This window comes from Pseudomonas sp. Au-Pse12 (assembly GCF_021341665.1).
Taxonomy (GTDB): Bacteria; Pseudomonadota; Gammaproteobacteria; order Pseudomonadales; family Pseudomonadaceae; genus Aquipseudomonas.
Map to the genome: position 1 here is coordinate 287652 of NZ_JAJTTH010000006.1, position 13908 is coordinate 301559.

The following is a 13908-nucleotide window of genomic DNA, read 5'->3' on the forward strand; positions in this document are numbered from 1 at the left end:
GCACATTCAGGCCGGCAGCAATTGCATGGCTTCGGCCAGGGACAACGGGCTTTCATTGGCCAGCCGCGCCAGCAGTTCGGCATCGATGGCCGGCTCCAGGCTCAGGGGATCGCGCGGCAGCACCTTGTGCGCCAGCACCAGGTGAGCCAGGGCCAGGCGTCGATAATCCCCGGCCTGGCGCGTGGCCTCCCAGGCCATGAAAATCGCGCTGCTCAGGTGATAGAGAACACTGCCGGCCTGCCGCACCTGCTCATCCCGACGTTGCTGCGCCACGGCCTGGAAGCCGCTCACGGTGCGCAGCAGGGCCGAGTCGAACAGCTTGCGACTGGCGTCTGGCAGATCCGCCTCGGCCAGCAGCCCGGCCAGGTAGCCCTGCAGCGGCTCCAGCGCCTGCTCGCGGGTTGCCGCCCGGGCAATGTCCAAGGCAACGATGTTGCTGGTGCCCTCCCAGATCGACCCCAGGTGGGCGTCGCGCACCAGGCGGGCGTCGCTCCATTCCTCGATGTAGCCGACCCCGCCTCGCACTTCCATGGCATCGCCGGTCACCCGCCGGGCATCGCGGCAGGCGCGGAACTTGATCAGCGGCGTGAGAATCCGCACGCACTTGCGCGCCGTCTCTTCGCCGCCGTCGGCCCGGGGCAGCAAGGTGGCGATCTGCATGAACATCGAGCGCGCCTGCTCGGTAGGCAGCATCATCTTCAGCAACTGGCGCTGCATCAGCGGCATCTCGATCAAGTGCTTGCCAAACGCCCGACGTTGACGGGCGATGTACAGCGCCTCGCTCAGGCCCCGGCGCATCAGCCCCGCCGCGCGCACGCCGTTGGACAGGCGCGACATGTTGATCATGTCGGCCATCTGTTGAAAGCCGCGGCCGACTTCACCGATCAGGTAGGCCGTGGCGCCTTCCAGGGTGATCTCGCCGCTGGCCATGGAACGGCTGCCCAACTTGTCCTTCAGGCGCTGGATCCGGTAGGTGTTGCGCGAACCATCGGGCAGCACCTTCGGCAGCAGGAACAGGGTCACCCCGGCCATGCCGGACGGCGCATCGTCCGGGCGCGCCAGGACCATGGCCAGGTCCGCATCCGGGTTGGAACAGAACCATTTCTCGCCATACAGGCGCCACTGGCCATCTTCCAGCCGGGCACGGGTTTCGGTGCGTGAGACGTCGGAGCCGGCGGCCTGCTCGGTCATGAACATCGCCCCCTGGAACAGCTCGTCGAAATCCTGGGACTGCAACTGCGGCAGGTAGCGCTGCACCAGTTCGGGCGCGCCGAACTTGCGCAGCGTACGGGTCAGGGAGTCGGTCATGCTCACCGGGCAGCACAGGCCGAACTCGGCCTGGACGAACAGATAGGTCAGGGCGTACTTGACCAACGGCAGCGGGCCATCAGGGCGATGGCTCATGGCGGCCAGGCCCAGTTCGGCGTACGCCACCCGCTCCAGGGCCACGTAGTCCGGGTGCTTGGCAATGCTTTGCAGGTTCTCGCCACGGCGGGTACGGGGCTGCAGCACCGGCGGGTTCTTGTCGGCGCACAGCGCCAGCACATCCAACTCGCCACCGGCCCGGGCGCCCAGGCGCTGCAGGGTCGGCAGCCATTGCTGATAGACCGCCGGCGGCAGGTAGACCTGGAGCAATGCGGCCAGGCCGGCGTCACACGCAAACAGGTTGATGCCACGGCTGTCGGGAATGTTCAGGCGGTCTTCGATGGGGCGGGGCTCGACGGTCATGGCGCGTCTCCTGATTTTTGTAGGGCGAGACTAGAGCCACCATCGATAAGTATCTAATACAAAATCCATCCACTACGATAAGAAAACCATATCGTAGAAGGCAGGCCCCTCATGGACCTCAAACAACTGCGTTACTTCGTCGCCGTGGCCGAGGAGCTGCACTTCGGGCGCGCCGCGGAGCGTCTGTGCATTTCGCAACCGGCGCTGAGTTTCGACATCAAGAAGCTTGAGGGGCAGCTGGACATCCAGTTGCTCAACCGCAACAACAAGTCCGTGAGCCTGACCAATGCCGGCCAGGTGCTGCTGGGCGAAGCGCGCTACCTGCTGCTGCGGGCCGACCAGGCACGGCGCCTGACCCAGCGCTCGGCCGAGGGGTTTGCCGGGCGCCTGAGCGTGGGCTTCGTCAACTCGATCCTGCACCGTGGCCTGCCCCAGGCGGTCAAGGCCTTCGAGCGCAATCATCCGGACACCGAGATCGTGCTGATGGAAATGAACAGCGCCGGCCAGGCTCAGGCCCTGCAACGTGGGCAGATCGATATCGGCTTCGTTCACGCAGGCACCTTCGCCGCCGGCATCCACAGCGAAACACTGCTGGCCGAACCCTTTCTCTGCTGCCTGCCCCAGGGTCACCCGCTGGCCCGGCAGGCGCGGGTCGACCTGAAGCAGTTGGCCCATGATGATTTCATCCTGTTTCCACGGGAGGTCTCGCCGCACTACCACGACCTGATCATCGCCCGCTGCGTGGCCGCCGGGTTCAGCCCGCGCATTCGCCACGAAACCCGGCTCTGGCAAACCGTGGTGGCGATGGTGGCCCATGAGATGGGCGTGGCATTGGTGCCCCAGACTCTGGCCCAGCTCGGCCAACCGGGGGTGACTTACTGTGAGATTGAAGGCCAGGGCGCGCCTTCGGAGATTCTGGCGATCCATCTGGCGGATAAACCTTCGGCCGCTGCCGACAGTTTCCTCGCCTTGTTCAGATCCTTGCTGCAACCGCCAATCACCCAGGGCTGAGCGCCGCGCGGCGATACGAAATCACGTATCAAACCATAAGATTTAATCATTATATTTTTCGATTCCTGCCTGTATAGGCTCCCAGCGGTCGGGCCTTGCATGAAGCCCACGCGCCCTGCCGGGGCGCCCATAACAATAACAAGCAGGAGTTGCACATGAGCGCCGCCCTGGAAGCTGCCGCCCACAAGAAAGCCCGTAAAGCGGGCATTGCCTCGTTCATTGGCACCACCATCGAATGGTATGACTTCTACGCCTACGGGATCGCCGCGGCGCTGGTGTTCGGCAAAGTGTTCTTCCCCGCCGACCTGCCTGCGGGCACCGCCACCCTGCTGTCCTTCCTGACCCTGTGGGCGGGCTTTGTCGCCCGCCCCATTGGCGGCATCCTCTTCGGCCACATGGGCGACAAGATCGGCCGCAAGACCACCCTGGTGATCACCCTGATCATGATGGGCGTGGCCACCACCTGCATCGGCCTGCTGCCCAGCTATCTGCAGATCGGCATCTGGGCGCCGATTGCCCTGGTGGTCCTGCGCATCATCCAGGGCATCGCGGTGGGCGGCGAATGGGGCGGGGCGATCCTCATCGCCAGCGAAAGCGCGCCCAAGGGCAAGGGCATCCTGTATGCCGCCTTCGCCCAGCAGGGATCGCCCGCTGGCAACCTGCTGGCGACCCTGGTGTTCTTCGGCCTCAGCGCCCTGCCGACCCCGGACTTCCTGCTCTGGGGCTGGCGCATTCCGTTCCTGATCTCGGCACTGCTGGTGATCGTCGGCATGGTCATCCGCCTCAAGCTCGAAGAGTCCGATGACATGAAGCGCCTGATGGCGCAGAAAAAGACCGTCAAGCTGCCGATTCTCGAAGTGCTGCGCGACCACTGGCGGCTGGTGCTGCTGGGCGCCGGGGTGCTGCCGATCATCCACGTCACCTACTTCAAGAGCACCTTTGCCCTGTCCTGGGCCACCAAGGAACTGGGCTACAGCCAGAGCAGCTTCCTCAGCGTGATCGTCATCGCCCTGGTGGTGCAGTTCATTACCCAACCCCTGGGGGCGGTGCTGGTCTCGCGCATCGACATGCGCAAGGCCATGGTGCTGATGGTGGTGCCGGAGCTGTTGCTGATGCCGGCGATGTTCTTCGCCGTGGAAACCGGCAACTACTGGATTGCCGTGCTCGGCATGTGCCTGGCTACGGTGCCCCACTCGATGTTCTATGGCGCGGTGGGCGGCATCCTGGCCCGGGCCTTTCCAACGCGGGTGCGCTACAGCGGGCTGTCGATCTCCTACCAGCTGTGCTCGCTGCTGGTCGGCGGCGCCACCCCGGTGCTGGCACAGAGCATCCTCAATGGCACCGGCAGCATCATCGGCGTGGCCATCGCCTCGGCCTGCTACGCCCTGGTCTCGCTGCTGTGCATGCTGGCCCTGCTCAAGCGCATCGGCCACAACGCCGCCGAGCTGTCCACGGCAGAGCAGGCGGATGCCGACGAACTGCTGCGAGAAGCCAACAACCCGTGTTCAACGCCGCCTGTGGATAACCCTCCAACTGCCACCGCCACGCCCGCGATCCCGTTACAACCCGCTCGCTGACCCGCCCGGTGCAGGGCGCAAGCGCCGCTCATGCTCCAGCAGCCAGCGCTTGCGCCAAAGACCGCCGCCATAGCCGGTCAGGGAACCATCGGCGCCGATCACTCGGTGGCAGGCAATGACGATGGAAATCTGATTGGCCGCATTGGCCCGGGCCACCGCGCGCACCGCTGACGGCGAGCCGATCCGGCTCGCCACCTCGGCGTAGCTGCACGTCGTTCCCGGGGGAATGCCGCGCAACGCCTGCCAGACCGTGCGGGTAAAGGGCGAGGCGTTCATCGCCAGCGGCGTGCTGAAGTTCACCGCCTCGGCGGCGAAGTAGCGCTGCAATTCGGACTCGATCTGATCGATGGGGGCAAAACGCCCGAAACCGATGCTGGAGCCGCTGCTCTTTTGCAGGTTCTGCAGTTCATTGGCCAGCGCCGGGCGGTCGAAGAACTCCAGCAGGTGCAGAACCTGAGCATCCGCCACCGCCAGCATCACGCCGATCGGGGTTTGCAGCCAATCGACCTTGAGCAGTTCGCGCCCCCGCAGGTTCGACGGTGGCTGGCCCGCCAGGCGGCTGAAGGCGCGGCGAAAGCCGCTGTCGGAATCGAAACCGGCGCTGATCTGCGCCTCGATCACCGGCTCCCCGCAAGCCAGTTGCTGCATGCCCCGGCCCATGCGGCGCAGGCGGGCCATTTCCAGGAAGGTGACCCCGAAGTGGCGCTTGAAGGCGCGGCGAACCGTGGATGGATCCAGCCCCATGCCAATCAGATCGCCTTCGTACCAGCGACGCTCGGGGTCGCGGCCCAACTGCTCGAGCAAGGTCTTCACCCAGGGTTCCTGAACCCCGACCTGCTCCAGGGGACGGCAACGCAGGCAGGCGCGGAAGCCGGCTTCGATACAGCCTTTGATCGAGCTGAAAAACACCGTGTTCTCGCGCTTGGGCTTGCGCGCGGCACAGCTCAGGCGGCAGAACACCCCGGTGCTTTTCACCCCGACAAAGGCAAAGCCTTCATAGGCCGGGTCACGATCCAGCAGGGCCTGGTACAGGGTGTCGTCATCGGGGAGCTGGAACAGCAGAGGGGCATTTTCCATGGCCGCATCCTAAATCTTCACGCATCGGGTTCAAGCACTCTAAACCCGCGCCCTGCGCGCTGCCGCCGAAAAACGGGCGTTGATTCCCGCGCCATCCGGCAGCCGGCAAGCGCCACGCGGGATCATGCACTATATTGGTGCATCAGCTTGCACCCCACGGCCAATACCAGCCCATTTTGGTTCGAAAATACCCGCCGGAACTGGCAAAGCGCCACGCAATCGAGCCTCAAACGCCTGTTTCAGGGCTTGAACGCTTCTTTTCGGAGCCTTGGTTTAGTTTTTGCATTTTCTCCACATCAGCGCCTTAACTCCGCGCGCGATCCCGGACCGGTTCCGGATCGCCTTGCTCCAAAAGAGGTCCGAATGACCATCAGCGACCCACTGCACCGTCTGCTTCTGGACAACCTGACCACCGCCACCATTCTGCTCAACGCCGACCTGCGCCTTGAGTACATGAACCCGGCGGCGGAGATGCTCCTGGCCATCAGCGGCCAGCGCAGCCATGGGCAATTCATCAGTGAACTGTTCACCGAATCCGCCGAGGCCCTGAGCTCCCTGCGCCAGGCGGTGGAACAGGCGCACCCGTTCACCAAGCGCGAAGCCATGCTCACCGCCCTGACCGGCCAGACCCTGACCGTCGACTATGCGGTAACGCCGATCCTCAGCAATGGCGATACCTTGCTGCTGCTGGAAGTCCACCCCCGCGACCGGCTGCTGCGCATCACCAAGGAAGAAGCCCAGCTGTCCAAGCAGGAAACCAGCAAGATGCTGGTGCGCGGCCTGGCCCACGAGATCAAGAACCCGCTGGGCGGGATTCGCGGCGCCGCCCAACTGCTGGCCCGCGAGCTGCCCGAGGAAAGCCTCAAGGACTACACCAACGTCATCATCGAAGAGGCCGACCGCCTGCGAAACCTGGTGGACCGCATGCTCGGCTCGAACAAGCTGCCATCCCTGGCGCTGACCAACATCCATGAAGTGCTGGAGCGAGTCAGCAGCCTGGTGGAAGCCGAAAGCCAGGGCTGCATCACCCTGGTACGCGACTACGACCCGAGCATTCCCGACGTCTTGATCGACCGCGAACAGATGATCCAGGCGGTGCTCAACATCGTGCGCAACGCCATGCAGGCCATCAGCAGCCAGAACGAAATGCGCCTGGGGCGCATCACCCTGCGCAGCCGCACCATGCGCCAGTTCACCATCGGCCATGTGCGCCATCGCCTGGTGACCAAGATCGAGATCATCGACAACGGCCCGGGCATTCCCGCCGAGCTGCAGGACACCCTTTTCTTCCCCATGGTCAGCGGCCGCCCGGACGGTACCGGGCTGGGCCTGGCCATTACCCAGAACATCATCAGCCAGCACCAGGGCCTGATCGAATGTGACAGCCATCCTGGCCACACCACCTTCTCGATCTTTCTGCCTCTGGAACAAGGAGCCCCATCGACATGAGCCGTAGTGAAACCGTGTGGATCGTCGATGACGACCGTTCTATCCGTTGGGTCCTGGAAAAAGCCCTGCAGCAGGAAGGGATGACCACCCAGAGCTTCGACAGCGCTGACGGGGTGATGAGCCGCCTGGCCCGCCAGGCCCCGGACGTGATCATTTCCGACATTCGCATGCCCGGCGCCAGCGGCCTGGACCTGCTGGCGCGGATTCGCGAGCAGCACCCGCGCTTGCCGGTGATCATCATGACCGCGCATTCGGACCTGGATAGCGCTGTCGCCTCCTACCAGGGCGGGGCCTTCGAGTACCTGCCCAAGCCGTTCGATGTCGATGAAGCGGTGTCGCTGGTCAAGCGCGCCAATCAGCATGCCCAGGAGCAGCAAGGCCTGGAAGTGGCGCCCACCCTGACCCGCACCCCGGAAATCATCGGTGAAGCGCCGGCCATGCAGGAGGTGTTCCGCGCCATCGGCCGCCTGAGCCACTCCAACATCACGGTGCTGATCAACGGCGAGTCCGGCACCGGCAAGGAGCTGGTGGCCCACGCCCTGCATCGCCACAGCCCGCGGGCGGCTTCGCCGTTCATCGCCCTGAACATGGCGGCGATTCCCAAGGACCTGATGGAATCCGAACTGTTCGGCCATGAAAAAGGCGCCTTCACCGGCGCCGCCAACCTGCGCCGTGGGCGCTTCGAGCAGGCCGACGGCGGCACCCTGTTCCTCGACGAGATCGGCGACATGCCGGCCGACACCCAGACCCGCCTGCTGCGGGTTCTGGCCGATGGCGAGTTCTACCGGGTCGGTGGCCACACGCCGGTCAAGGTCGATGTGCGAATCATCGCCGCGACCCACCAGAACCTGGAAACCCTGGTGCATGCCGGCAAGTTCCGCGAAGACCTGTTCCACCGCCTCAACGTGATCCGCATCCATATCCCACGCCTGTCGGACCGTCGCGAAGACATCCCGACCCTGGCCAAGCACTTCCTCAGCCGTGCCGCCCAGGAGCTGGCGGTGGAACCCAAGCTGCTGAAGAACGAAACCGAGGAATACCTGAAAAACCTGCCGTGGCCGGGCAACGTGCGCCAGCTGGAGAACACCTGCCGCTGGATCACGGTGATGGCTTCAGGGCGCGAAGTGCATATCAGCGACCTGCCGCCAGAACTGCTGAACCTGCCCCAGGACAGCGCGCCAGTCACCAACTGGGAGCAAGCCTTGCGCCAGTGGGCCGACCAGGCGCTGGCCCGCGGACAATCGAACCTGCTGGACAGCGCGGTGCCGAGTTTCGAGCGGATCATGATCGAAACCGCCCTCAAGCACACCGCCGGCCGCCGCCGCGACGCCGCGGTGCTGCTGGGCTGGGGCCGCAACACCCTGACCCGCAAGATCAAGGAACTGGGAATGAAGGTGGACGGTGGCGACGAGGACGAAAGCGAAGAAGGCTGAGCCCTCTCCCCCTGTGCAGGAGCCGGCTTGCCAGCGAAGAAGCCCTTGAGCCTTGCGCTGCGCTGACCGGCGCGTTCGCCGGCCAGCCGGCTCCCTGGACGAAGATGTGCGTGCACCAGGATGGGCTGCATGCACTGCCCGAAGGCGCGGTGCGGCGCGCTCGGGCACAGGCAAAACCTGGGTTTCACCGCTGAAAACCTCTCCTTCGAAAACGCAAAAGCCCCGGATTACGGGGCTTTCAGCTATTTCTTCGAGCAACACGCGCAATGTTTGCCAAAACTGGCACGCCCCCTGCAATAACCCTGTCACTACCCAGTTTCGGGGACCTTGGTACAGGCAGGCCGGGGATTCCCCTCTTTAATACCCGGCCCATCACGCTCACAGCGACGGGCCACGTTTTCGGGAACCTCGGTACAGGCAGGCCGGGGCTTCCCTCTTTAACACCGGGCTCATCACGCGCATCGCGACGAGCCCAGGGTTTGGGAACCTCAGTACAGGCAGGCTGGGAATTCCCTTTTTACTACCCGGCCCATCACGCGCTCCGTGACCGGCCACGCTTTTGGGGACCCTGGTACAGGCAGGCCGGGAATCCCCTTCTTTACACCGGGACTCATCGCCGGCAACGGCGATCAGCCCGTCGCGCTTTTGGGGGCCTTGGTACAGGCAGGCCGGGGTTTCCCTCTTTTATTCCTCACGCAGGTGGATCGCCACGCGCCAGCGCCCCTGTACCTCGCTCCCGTCCCACTCGCCCCGCAGCGGGCGGGCGGCCACCAGACTCAGCAACAGGCCCTGGTCCGCCAGGCGCACCCGCCAGTTCACGTTCTTCTGATTGACCTGCAACTGGCCTTTCTGCGCATGCCCCTGGGCATCGAACAGCAGCGCCACGGTGCCATCGATGTGTTCGCCATGGAGCTTGGGCTCATGGTTGAACCACAGCACCAACCCATCGGGCGCCACTTCGACCTGCTGCAACTCGACAGGATCGGGCAGGGTCAGTCGACCAATCATCAAGCCCACCATCATTCCGACAATCGCCAGGGAGCCGAATACCCGCAGCATTAGCTTCGGTCGCGGGTCTTCTTCAGGCGTAGAATGCAGCCTGTCTTTCTCTTCGGAGCCGTGCATGTTTCACGTCATCCTCTTTCAACCAGAAATTCCGCCGAATACCGGCAACGTTATCAGGCTGTGCGCCAACAGCGGCTGCCACCTGCATTTGATCGAGCCGCTGGGTTTCGAAATGGACGACAAGCGCCTGCGCCGCGCCGGCCTCGACTATCACGAATACGCCACCCTGCAACGCCACGCCGACCTCGCCAGTTGCCTGGAAAGCCTCGGCCAGCCGCGCCTGTTCGCCTTCACCACCAAGGGCTCGCGGCCCTTTCACGACGCCAGCTTCAAGGAAGGCGACGCCTTCCTGTTCGGCCCGGAAAGCCGTGGCCTGCCCGCGGACGTGCTGGACGCCCTGCCCGGCGAACAGCGCCTGCGCCTGCCCATGCGCGAAGGCTGTCGCAGCCTGAACCTGTCCAACACCGTGGCCGTGGCGGTCTATGAAGGCTGGCGGCAACTGGGGTTCAAATAGCCGTCACCTGTAGCTGACGCCCGTGCATGAAAAAAGCGCCATTACAGGCGCTTTTTTCATGCACGGGCGAGGTTCTTATTGAACGGTGTTTTCGCCAGCGGACTGCAGGCGTTGCAGTTCCTGGGCGTACAGCGCATCGAAGTTCACCGGGGCCAGCATCAGTGCCGGGAACGAACCACGGGTCACCAGGCTGTCCAGCGCTTCGCGAGCGTAAGGGAACAGGATGTTCGGGCAGAAGGCACCCAGGGTGTGGCTCATGGAAGCCTCGTCCAGGTTCTTGATCAGGAAGATGCCGGCTTGTTGCACTTCAGCGATGAAGGCCACTTCGTCGCCGTTCTTCACGGTCACGGACAGGGTCAGCACCACTTCGTGGAAGTCGGCTTCCAGGGCTTTCTGGCGAGTGTTCAGGTCCAGGCCGACGCTTGGCTCCCACTGCTGGCGGAAGATGGCCGGGCTTTTCGGCGCTTCGAAGGACAGGTCACGCACGTAGATGCGCTGCAGGGAGAATTGCGGTGCGCTTTCGTCTTCGGCAGCAGCAGTGTTCTGTTGGTCAGTCATCTCAGATCCTTCTTGATCTTGGGGTCTATAGGGTTAGGAGTTTCAGGCCGCCAGCAGCGCGTCGAGCTTGCCGGCGCGCTCCAGGGCAAACAAATCATCACAACCACCTACATGGGTGGCACCGATCCAGATCTGCGGCACGGACGTGCGTCCGGCCTTCTGGGCCATATCGGCGCGCACCTGCGGCTTGCCATCGACCTTGATCTCTTCGAAGGCTACGCCTTTGTTCCCGAGCAGCTGTTTGGCGCGCGAGCAGTAAGGGCAGTAATCACTGGAGTAGACGATGACCTTGGGCATTACTTCACCAATGGCAGGTTGTCGGCTTTCCAGCTGGAAATACCACCGGACAGCTTGGCCGCGGTGAAACCGGATTTCAGCAGCTCACGGGCGTGGGTGCCGGCGTGCTGGCCCTGGGCATCCACCAGGATGATGGTCTTGGCCTTGTGTTTTTCCAGTTCGCCGACGCGAGCGGTCAGCTTGTCCTGGGGAATGTTCAGCGCGCCCACGATATGGCCGGCGGCATAGTCCTTGGATGGACGGATATCGATCACTACGCCCTGCTCGCTGTTGACCAGCGCGGTCAGTTCACGGGTGCTGAGGCTGCGGCCACCGCGGCTCAATTCATGAGCGATCAACAGAGCCAGCAGGATGGCGAAGGCGCCGACGAGCAAGTAGTGTTCAGTGGCGAATTGAATCAGGTGAGCAACCATCTAAGGAGGTTCCAGGGCGTTAAAATGTCGGCCAGTATACACAGCCCTCTGGGTCGGCCAAACCCCGCCCGGCGGTGACTCCATCGGAACTTCGCTTTAAACTGCCACTCCCTTTTTCAACACCTCCCTTTCAACTCTTTCCTATCCAGCCACGAGTGGACGCCATGACTACCACGCCTAAACCTTTGGTCCTGATGATTCTGGATGGCTTCGGTCACAGCGAAAGCCACGAATCCAATGCCGTCTATGCGGCCAAGAAGCCGGTCCTGGACCGCTTGTGCGCCAGCATGCCCAACGGCCTGATCTCGGGTTCGGGGATGGATGTCGGCCTGCCGGACGGGCAGATGGGCAACTCCGAAGTCGGCCACATGAACCTCGGCGCCGGCCGCGTGGTGTACCAGGACTTCACCCGGGTGACCAAGGCCATCCGTGACGGCGAGTTCTTCGAGAACCCGACCATCTGCGCCGCCGTGGACAAGGCCGTGGCCGCCGGCAAGGCCGTGCATATCCTCGGCCTGCTGTCGGACGGTGGCGTGCACAGCCACCAGGACCACCTGATCGCCATGGCCGAACTGGCCTTCAAGCGCGGCGCCGAAAAGATCTACCTGCACGCCTTCCTCGACGGCCGCGATACGCCCCCCAAGAGCGCCCAGTCGTCCATCGAACTGCTCGACGAGACCTTCAAGACCCTGGGCAAGGGCCGTATCGCCAGCCTGATCGGCCGCTACTTCGCCATGGACCGTGACAACCGCTGGGACCGCGTGGCCCAGGCCTACAACCTGATCGTCGACGGCCAGGGCCAGTTCAACGCCGCCACTGCCCAGGAAGGCCTGCAAGCCGCCTACGCCCGTGAAGAGAGCGACGAATTCGTCAAGGCCACCACCATCGGCGAGCCGGTCCGGGTCGAGGACGGCGACGCCGTGGTGTTCATGAACTTCCGCGCCGACCGCGCCCGCGAGCTGACCCGGGTTTTCGTCGAAGACGACTTCAATGACTTCGAACGTGCACGCCAGCCCAAGCTGGCCGGCTTCGTCATGCTCACCCAGTACGCCGCCAGCATCCCCGCGCCTTCGGCCTTTGCCCCGGGCAGCCTGGAAAACGTGCTGGGCGACTATTTGGCGAAAAACGGCAAGACCCAGCTGCGCATCGCCGAAACCGAAAAATACGCCCACGTCACCTTCTTCTTCTCCGGTGGCCGTGAAGAACCGTTCCCGGGCGAGGAACGCATCCTGATCCCGTCGCCGAAAGTCGCCACCTACGACCTGCAGCCGGAAATGAGCGCTCCTGAAGTCACCGACAAGATCGTCGATGCCATCGAGCACCAGCGCTACGACGTGATCATCGTCAACTACGCCAACGGCGACATGGTCGGCCACAGCGGCGTGTTCGCCGCCGCGGTGAAAGCCGTGGAGTGCCTGGACCAGTGCGTCGGGCGCATCGTCGATGCCCTGGAAAAGGTCGGTGGCGAAGCCCTGATCACTGCCGACCACGGCAACGTCGAGCAGATGTCCGACGCCTCCACCGGCCAGGCCCACACCGCCCACACCACCGAGCCGGTGCCTTTCATCTATTACGGCAAGCGCGCGCTGCAAGTGCGTGAAGGCGGGGTGCTGGCGGACGTGGCGCCGACCATGCTCAAGCTGCTGGACCTGCCCCAGCCCGAGGAAATGACCGGCACCTCGATCCTGGTCGATCCTGCGCACTGAAACCCTCAGGTCGCTGTTGCATGAAAAACGCCCGATGCTGCCCATCGGGCGTTTTTCATGGTGGCCTCGCCCCGCTCAAGACGCGGCACAACAACTCAAGGCCTGGACAGCGCGAGCAGACAACTACGCGCCACCTGTTGAATAATGATTATCGTTATCAGAAGAGCCCGCAGAGAGAATCCCCATGAACAAGATGGCTACGCTGTTTCTAGCCTCCCTCCTGTCAGGCTGCGCAAGCCAGGTTCCTGCTCAACAGTCGCTGGATCCCAGGGCCAGGGCGCCCGAACAGCAACACACCCGGGTGGCCATGGATCCGCTGACTGCCGACAAATTGCGCGCGCTGTTGCAGATCCAGCCCCAGCAGAGCTCCGCCGACATCGGGCAGATGAACGACCTCATTTCACGGGAGTTCCTGCAGACGCCTTATGCGCCGAACAAGCTGCAGGGCTCTGCCACCCTGGCCGAGAAACTGGTCGTCGACTTCAGGGGCCTGGACTGCTTTACCTACCTGGATTACGTCGAGGCATTGCGCCAGTCCAGCGACGAAGCCGGCTTCATCAACAACCTGGTGCAGATTCGCTACATCAACGGCGAGATCAATTTCCTCAACCGCCGCCACTTCTTCAGCGACTGGGCCCATGCCGGGCAACCCATGGCCGATGACGTCACCGCCCTGCTCGGTGCCGATGCGGTAACCGTCGCCAAGCACCTCAATCAAAAGGCCGATGGCGGCCACTACCTGCCCGGCCTGCCCGTGGCCGAACGCGACATCACCTACATTCCCAGCGCGCGGATTGACCAGCGTGTGCTCAGCCACCTGCGAACCGGCGACTACATCGGCATCTATACCCCGCTCTCGGGCCTGGACGTCACTCACACCGGGCTGTTCATCAGAACCGCAAAGGGCCCCGTCCTGCGCAACGCGTCCTCGAAGCAGAACCAGCGCGTGGTGATCGACTCGCCCTTCATGGAGTACGTCCACAACGTCCCGGGAATCGTGGTCCTGCGCGCCCGCCAAGCCAGCGTCCAGGCACAACAGCATCCGCCTCACTCGCAAGCACCTGGCTGACCTCGCCGGGA

The 13908-nt window shown here is 63.8% G+C and carries 14 protein-coding genes; 8 read left to right on the forward strand and 6 right to left on the reverse strand.

What is annotated here, in order from left to right:
* Positions 1-6 precede the first annotated feature (6 nt).
* Positions 7-1728, reverse strand: coding sequence for an acyl-CoA dehydrogenase family protein (locus LXM55_RS18875; protein WP_233321779.1), 1722 nt, complete (start codon positions 1726-1728; stop codon positions 7-9).
* A 111-nt stretch (positions 1729-1839) separates the two neighbouring features.
* Here LXM55_RS18875 and LXM55_RS18880 point away from each other — a divergent pair, with 111 nt between their 5' ends.
* Together LXM55_RS18880 and LXM55_RS18885 are read left to right on the forward strand one after the other, a co-directional pair.
* Positions 1840-2739, forward strand: a complete 900-nt coding sequence (locus LXM55_RS18880) for a LysR family transcriptional regulator (RefSeq protein ID WP_233321780.1) — start codon at positions 1840-1842, stop codon at positions 2737-2739.
* 155 nt (positions 2740-2894) lie between these two features.
* A complete protein-coding gene (locus tag LXM55_RS18885) occupies positions 2895-4316 on the forward strand; it encodes an MFS transporter (protein WP_233321781.1) in 1422 nt (473 codons plus the stop codon).
* On the opposite strand, the gene LXM55_RS18890 is transcribed toward LXM55_RS18885, so the two are convergent.
* A complete protein-coding gene (locus tag LXM55_RS18890) occupies positions 4299-5393 on the reverse strand; it encodes a bifunctional transcriptional activator/DNA repair enzyme AdaA (protein ID WP_233321782.1) in 1095 nt (364 codons plus the stop codon). The two genes, LXM55_RS18885 and LXM55_RS18890, sit on opposite strands and share 18 nt — an antisense overlap.
* A gap of 363 nt (positions 5394-5756) precedes the next feature.
* Here LXM55_RS18890 and glnL point away from each other — a divergent pair, with 363 nt between their 5' ends.
* From glnL to LXM55_RS18905, 3 genes are all read left to right on the forward strand, one after another.
* Positions 5757-6842 carry a nitrogen regulation protein NR(II) gene (glnL, locus tag LXM55_RS18895; protein ID WP_060837111.1) on the forward strand — a complete coding sequence of 362 codons (1086 nt, stop codon included), beginning with the start codon at positions 5757-5759 and terminating at the stop codon, positions 6840-6842.
* Positions 6839-8275, forward strand: coding sequence for a nitrogen regulation protein NR(I) (ntrC, locus tag LXM55_RS18900; protein ID WP_233321783.1), 1437 nt, complete (start codon positions 6839-6841; stop codon positions 8273-8275). Before glnL ends, ntrC begins: the two co-directional genes overlap by 4 nt.
* Before the next feature lie 129 nt (positions 8276-8404).
* Positions 8405-8575 carry a hypothetical protein gene (locus LXM55_RS18905; protein WP_233321784.1) on the forward strand — a complete coding sequence of 57 codons (171 nt, stop codon included), beginning with the start codon at positions 8405-8407 and terminating at the stop codon, positions 8573-8575.
* 384 nt (positions 8576-8959) lie between these two features.
* On the opposite strand, the gene LXM55_RS18910 is transcribed toward LXM55_RS18905, so the two are convergent.
* Positions 8960-9400, reverse strand: a complete 441-nt coding sequence (locus LXM55_RS18910) for a hypothetical protein (protein ID WP_233321785.1) — start codon at positions 9398-9400, stop codon at positions 8960-8962.
* On the opposite strand from LXM55_RS18910, the gene trmL reads away from it, so the two are divergent.
* Complete coding sequence (trmL, locus tag LXM55_RS18915; protein WP_047301115.1) at positions 9399-9854, forward strand: tRNA (uridine(34)/cytosine(34)/5-carboxymethylaminomethyluridine(34)-2'-O)-methyltransferase TrmL; 456 nt, start codon at positions 9399-9401, stop codon at positions 9852-9854. The genes LXM55_RS18910 and trmL overlap by 2 nt on opposite strands.
* Positions 9855-9929: 75 nt before the next feature.
* On the opposite strand, the gene secB is transcribed toward trmL, so the two are convergent.
* The 3 genes from secB to LXM55_RS18930 are packed head-to-tail and all read right to left on the reverse strand — an operon-like array spanning position 9930 to position 11122.
* Positions 9930-10412: a protein-export chaperone SecB gene (gene secB / locus LXM55_RS18920; RefSeq protein ID WP_016963308.1), complete on the reverse strand. Its 483-nt coding sequence runs from the start codon at positions 10410-10412 to the stop codon at positions 9930-9932.
* Between the two features lie 42 nt (positions 10413-10454).
* Positions 10455-10709, reverse strand: coding sequence for a glutaredoxin 3 (grxC, locus tag LXM55_RS18925; protein ID WP_233321786.1), 255 nt, complete (start codon positions 10707-10709; stop codon positions 10455-10457).
* Positions 10709-11122 carry a rhodanese-like domain-containing protein gene (locus LXM55_RS18930; RefSeq protein WP_233321787.1) on the reverse strand — a complete coding sequence of 138 codons (414 nt, stop codon included), beginning with the start codon at positions 11120-11122 and terminating at the stop codon, positions 10709-10711. Before LXM55_RS18930 ends, grxC begins: the two co-directional genes overlap by 1 nt.
* 164 nt (positions 11123-11286) lie before the next feature.
* On the opposite strand from LXM55_RS18930, the gene gpmI reads away from it, so the two are divergent.
* Both gpmI and LXM55_RS18940 read left to right on the forward strand, forming a co-directional pair.
* Positions 11287-12828, forward strand: a complete 1542-nt coding sequence (gene gpmI / locus LXM55_RS18935) for a 2,3-bisphosphoglycerate-independent phosphoglycerate mutase (protein WP_233321788.1) — start codon at positions 11287-11289, stop codon at positions 12826-12828.
* Positions 12829-13012: 184 nt separating this feature from the next.
* Positions 13013-13897, forward strand: coding sequence for a DUF1460 domain-containing protein (locus LXM55_RS18940; protein ID WP_233321789.1), 885 nt, complete (start codon positions 13013-13015; stop codon positions 13895-13897).
* The last annotated feature ends 11 nt before the right edge of the window (positions 13898-13908 follow it).

Bases quoted from the DNA above. Each gene is read 5' to 3' on its own strand.
- LXM55_RS18875 (WP_233321779.1), bottom strand. From the start codon at position 1,728: ATGACCGTCGAGCCCCGCCCCATCGAAGACCGCCTGAACATTCCCGAC.
- LXM55_RS18880 (WP_233321780.1), top strand. From the start codon at position 1,840: ATGGACCTCAAACAACTGCGTTACTTCGTCGCCGTGGCCGAGGAGCTG.
- LXM55_RS18885 (WP_233321781.1), top strand. From the start codon at position 2,895: ATGAGCGCCGCCCTGGAAGCTGCCGCCCACAAGAAAGCCCGTAAAGCG.
- LXM55_RS18890 (WP_233321782.1), bottom strand. From the start codon at position 5,393: ATGGAAAATGCCCCTCTGCTGTTCCAGCTCCCCGATGACGACACCCTG.
- glnL (WP_060837111.1), top strand. From the start codon at position 5,757: ATGACCATCAGCGACCCACTGCACCGTCTGCTTCTGGACAACCTGACC.
- ntrC (WP_233321783.1), top strand. From the start codon at position 6,839: ATGAGCCGTAGTGAAACCGTGTGGATCGTCGATGACGACCGTTCTATC.
- LXM55_RS18905 (WP_233321784.1), top strand. From the start codon at position 8,405: ATGCACTGCCCGAAGGCGCGGTGCGGCGCGCTCGGGCACAGGCAAAAC.
- trmL (WP_047301115.1), top strand. From the start codon at position 9,399: ATGTTTCACGTCATCCTCTTTCAACCAGAAATTCCGCCGAATACCGGC.
- LXM55_RS18910 (WP_233321785.1), bottom strand. From the start codon at position 9,400: ATGCACGGCTCCGAAGAGAAAGACAGGCTGCATTCTACGCCTGAAGAA.
- secB (WP_016963308.1), bottom strand. From the start codon at position 10,412: ATGACTGACCAACAGAACACTGCTGCTGCCGAAGACGAAAGCGCACCG.
- grxC (WP_233321786.1), bottom strand. From the start codon at position 10,709: ATGCCCAAGGTCATCGTCTACTCCAGTGATTACTGCCCTTACTGCTCG.
- LXM55_RS18930 (WP_233321787.1), bottom strand. From the start codon at position 11,122: ATGGTTGCTCACCTGATTCAATTCGCCACTGAACACTACTTGCTCGTC.
- gpmI (WP_233321788.1), top strand. From the start codon at position 11,287: ATGACTACCACGCCTAAACCTTTGGTCCTGATGATTCTGGATGGCTTC.
- LXM55_RS18940 (WP_233321789.1), top strand. From the start codon at position 13,013: ATGAACAAGATGGCTACGCTGTTTCTAGCCTCCCTCCTGTCAGGCTGC.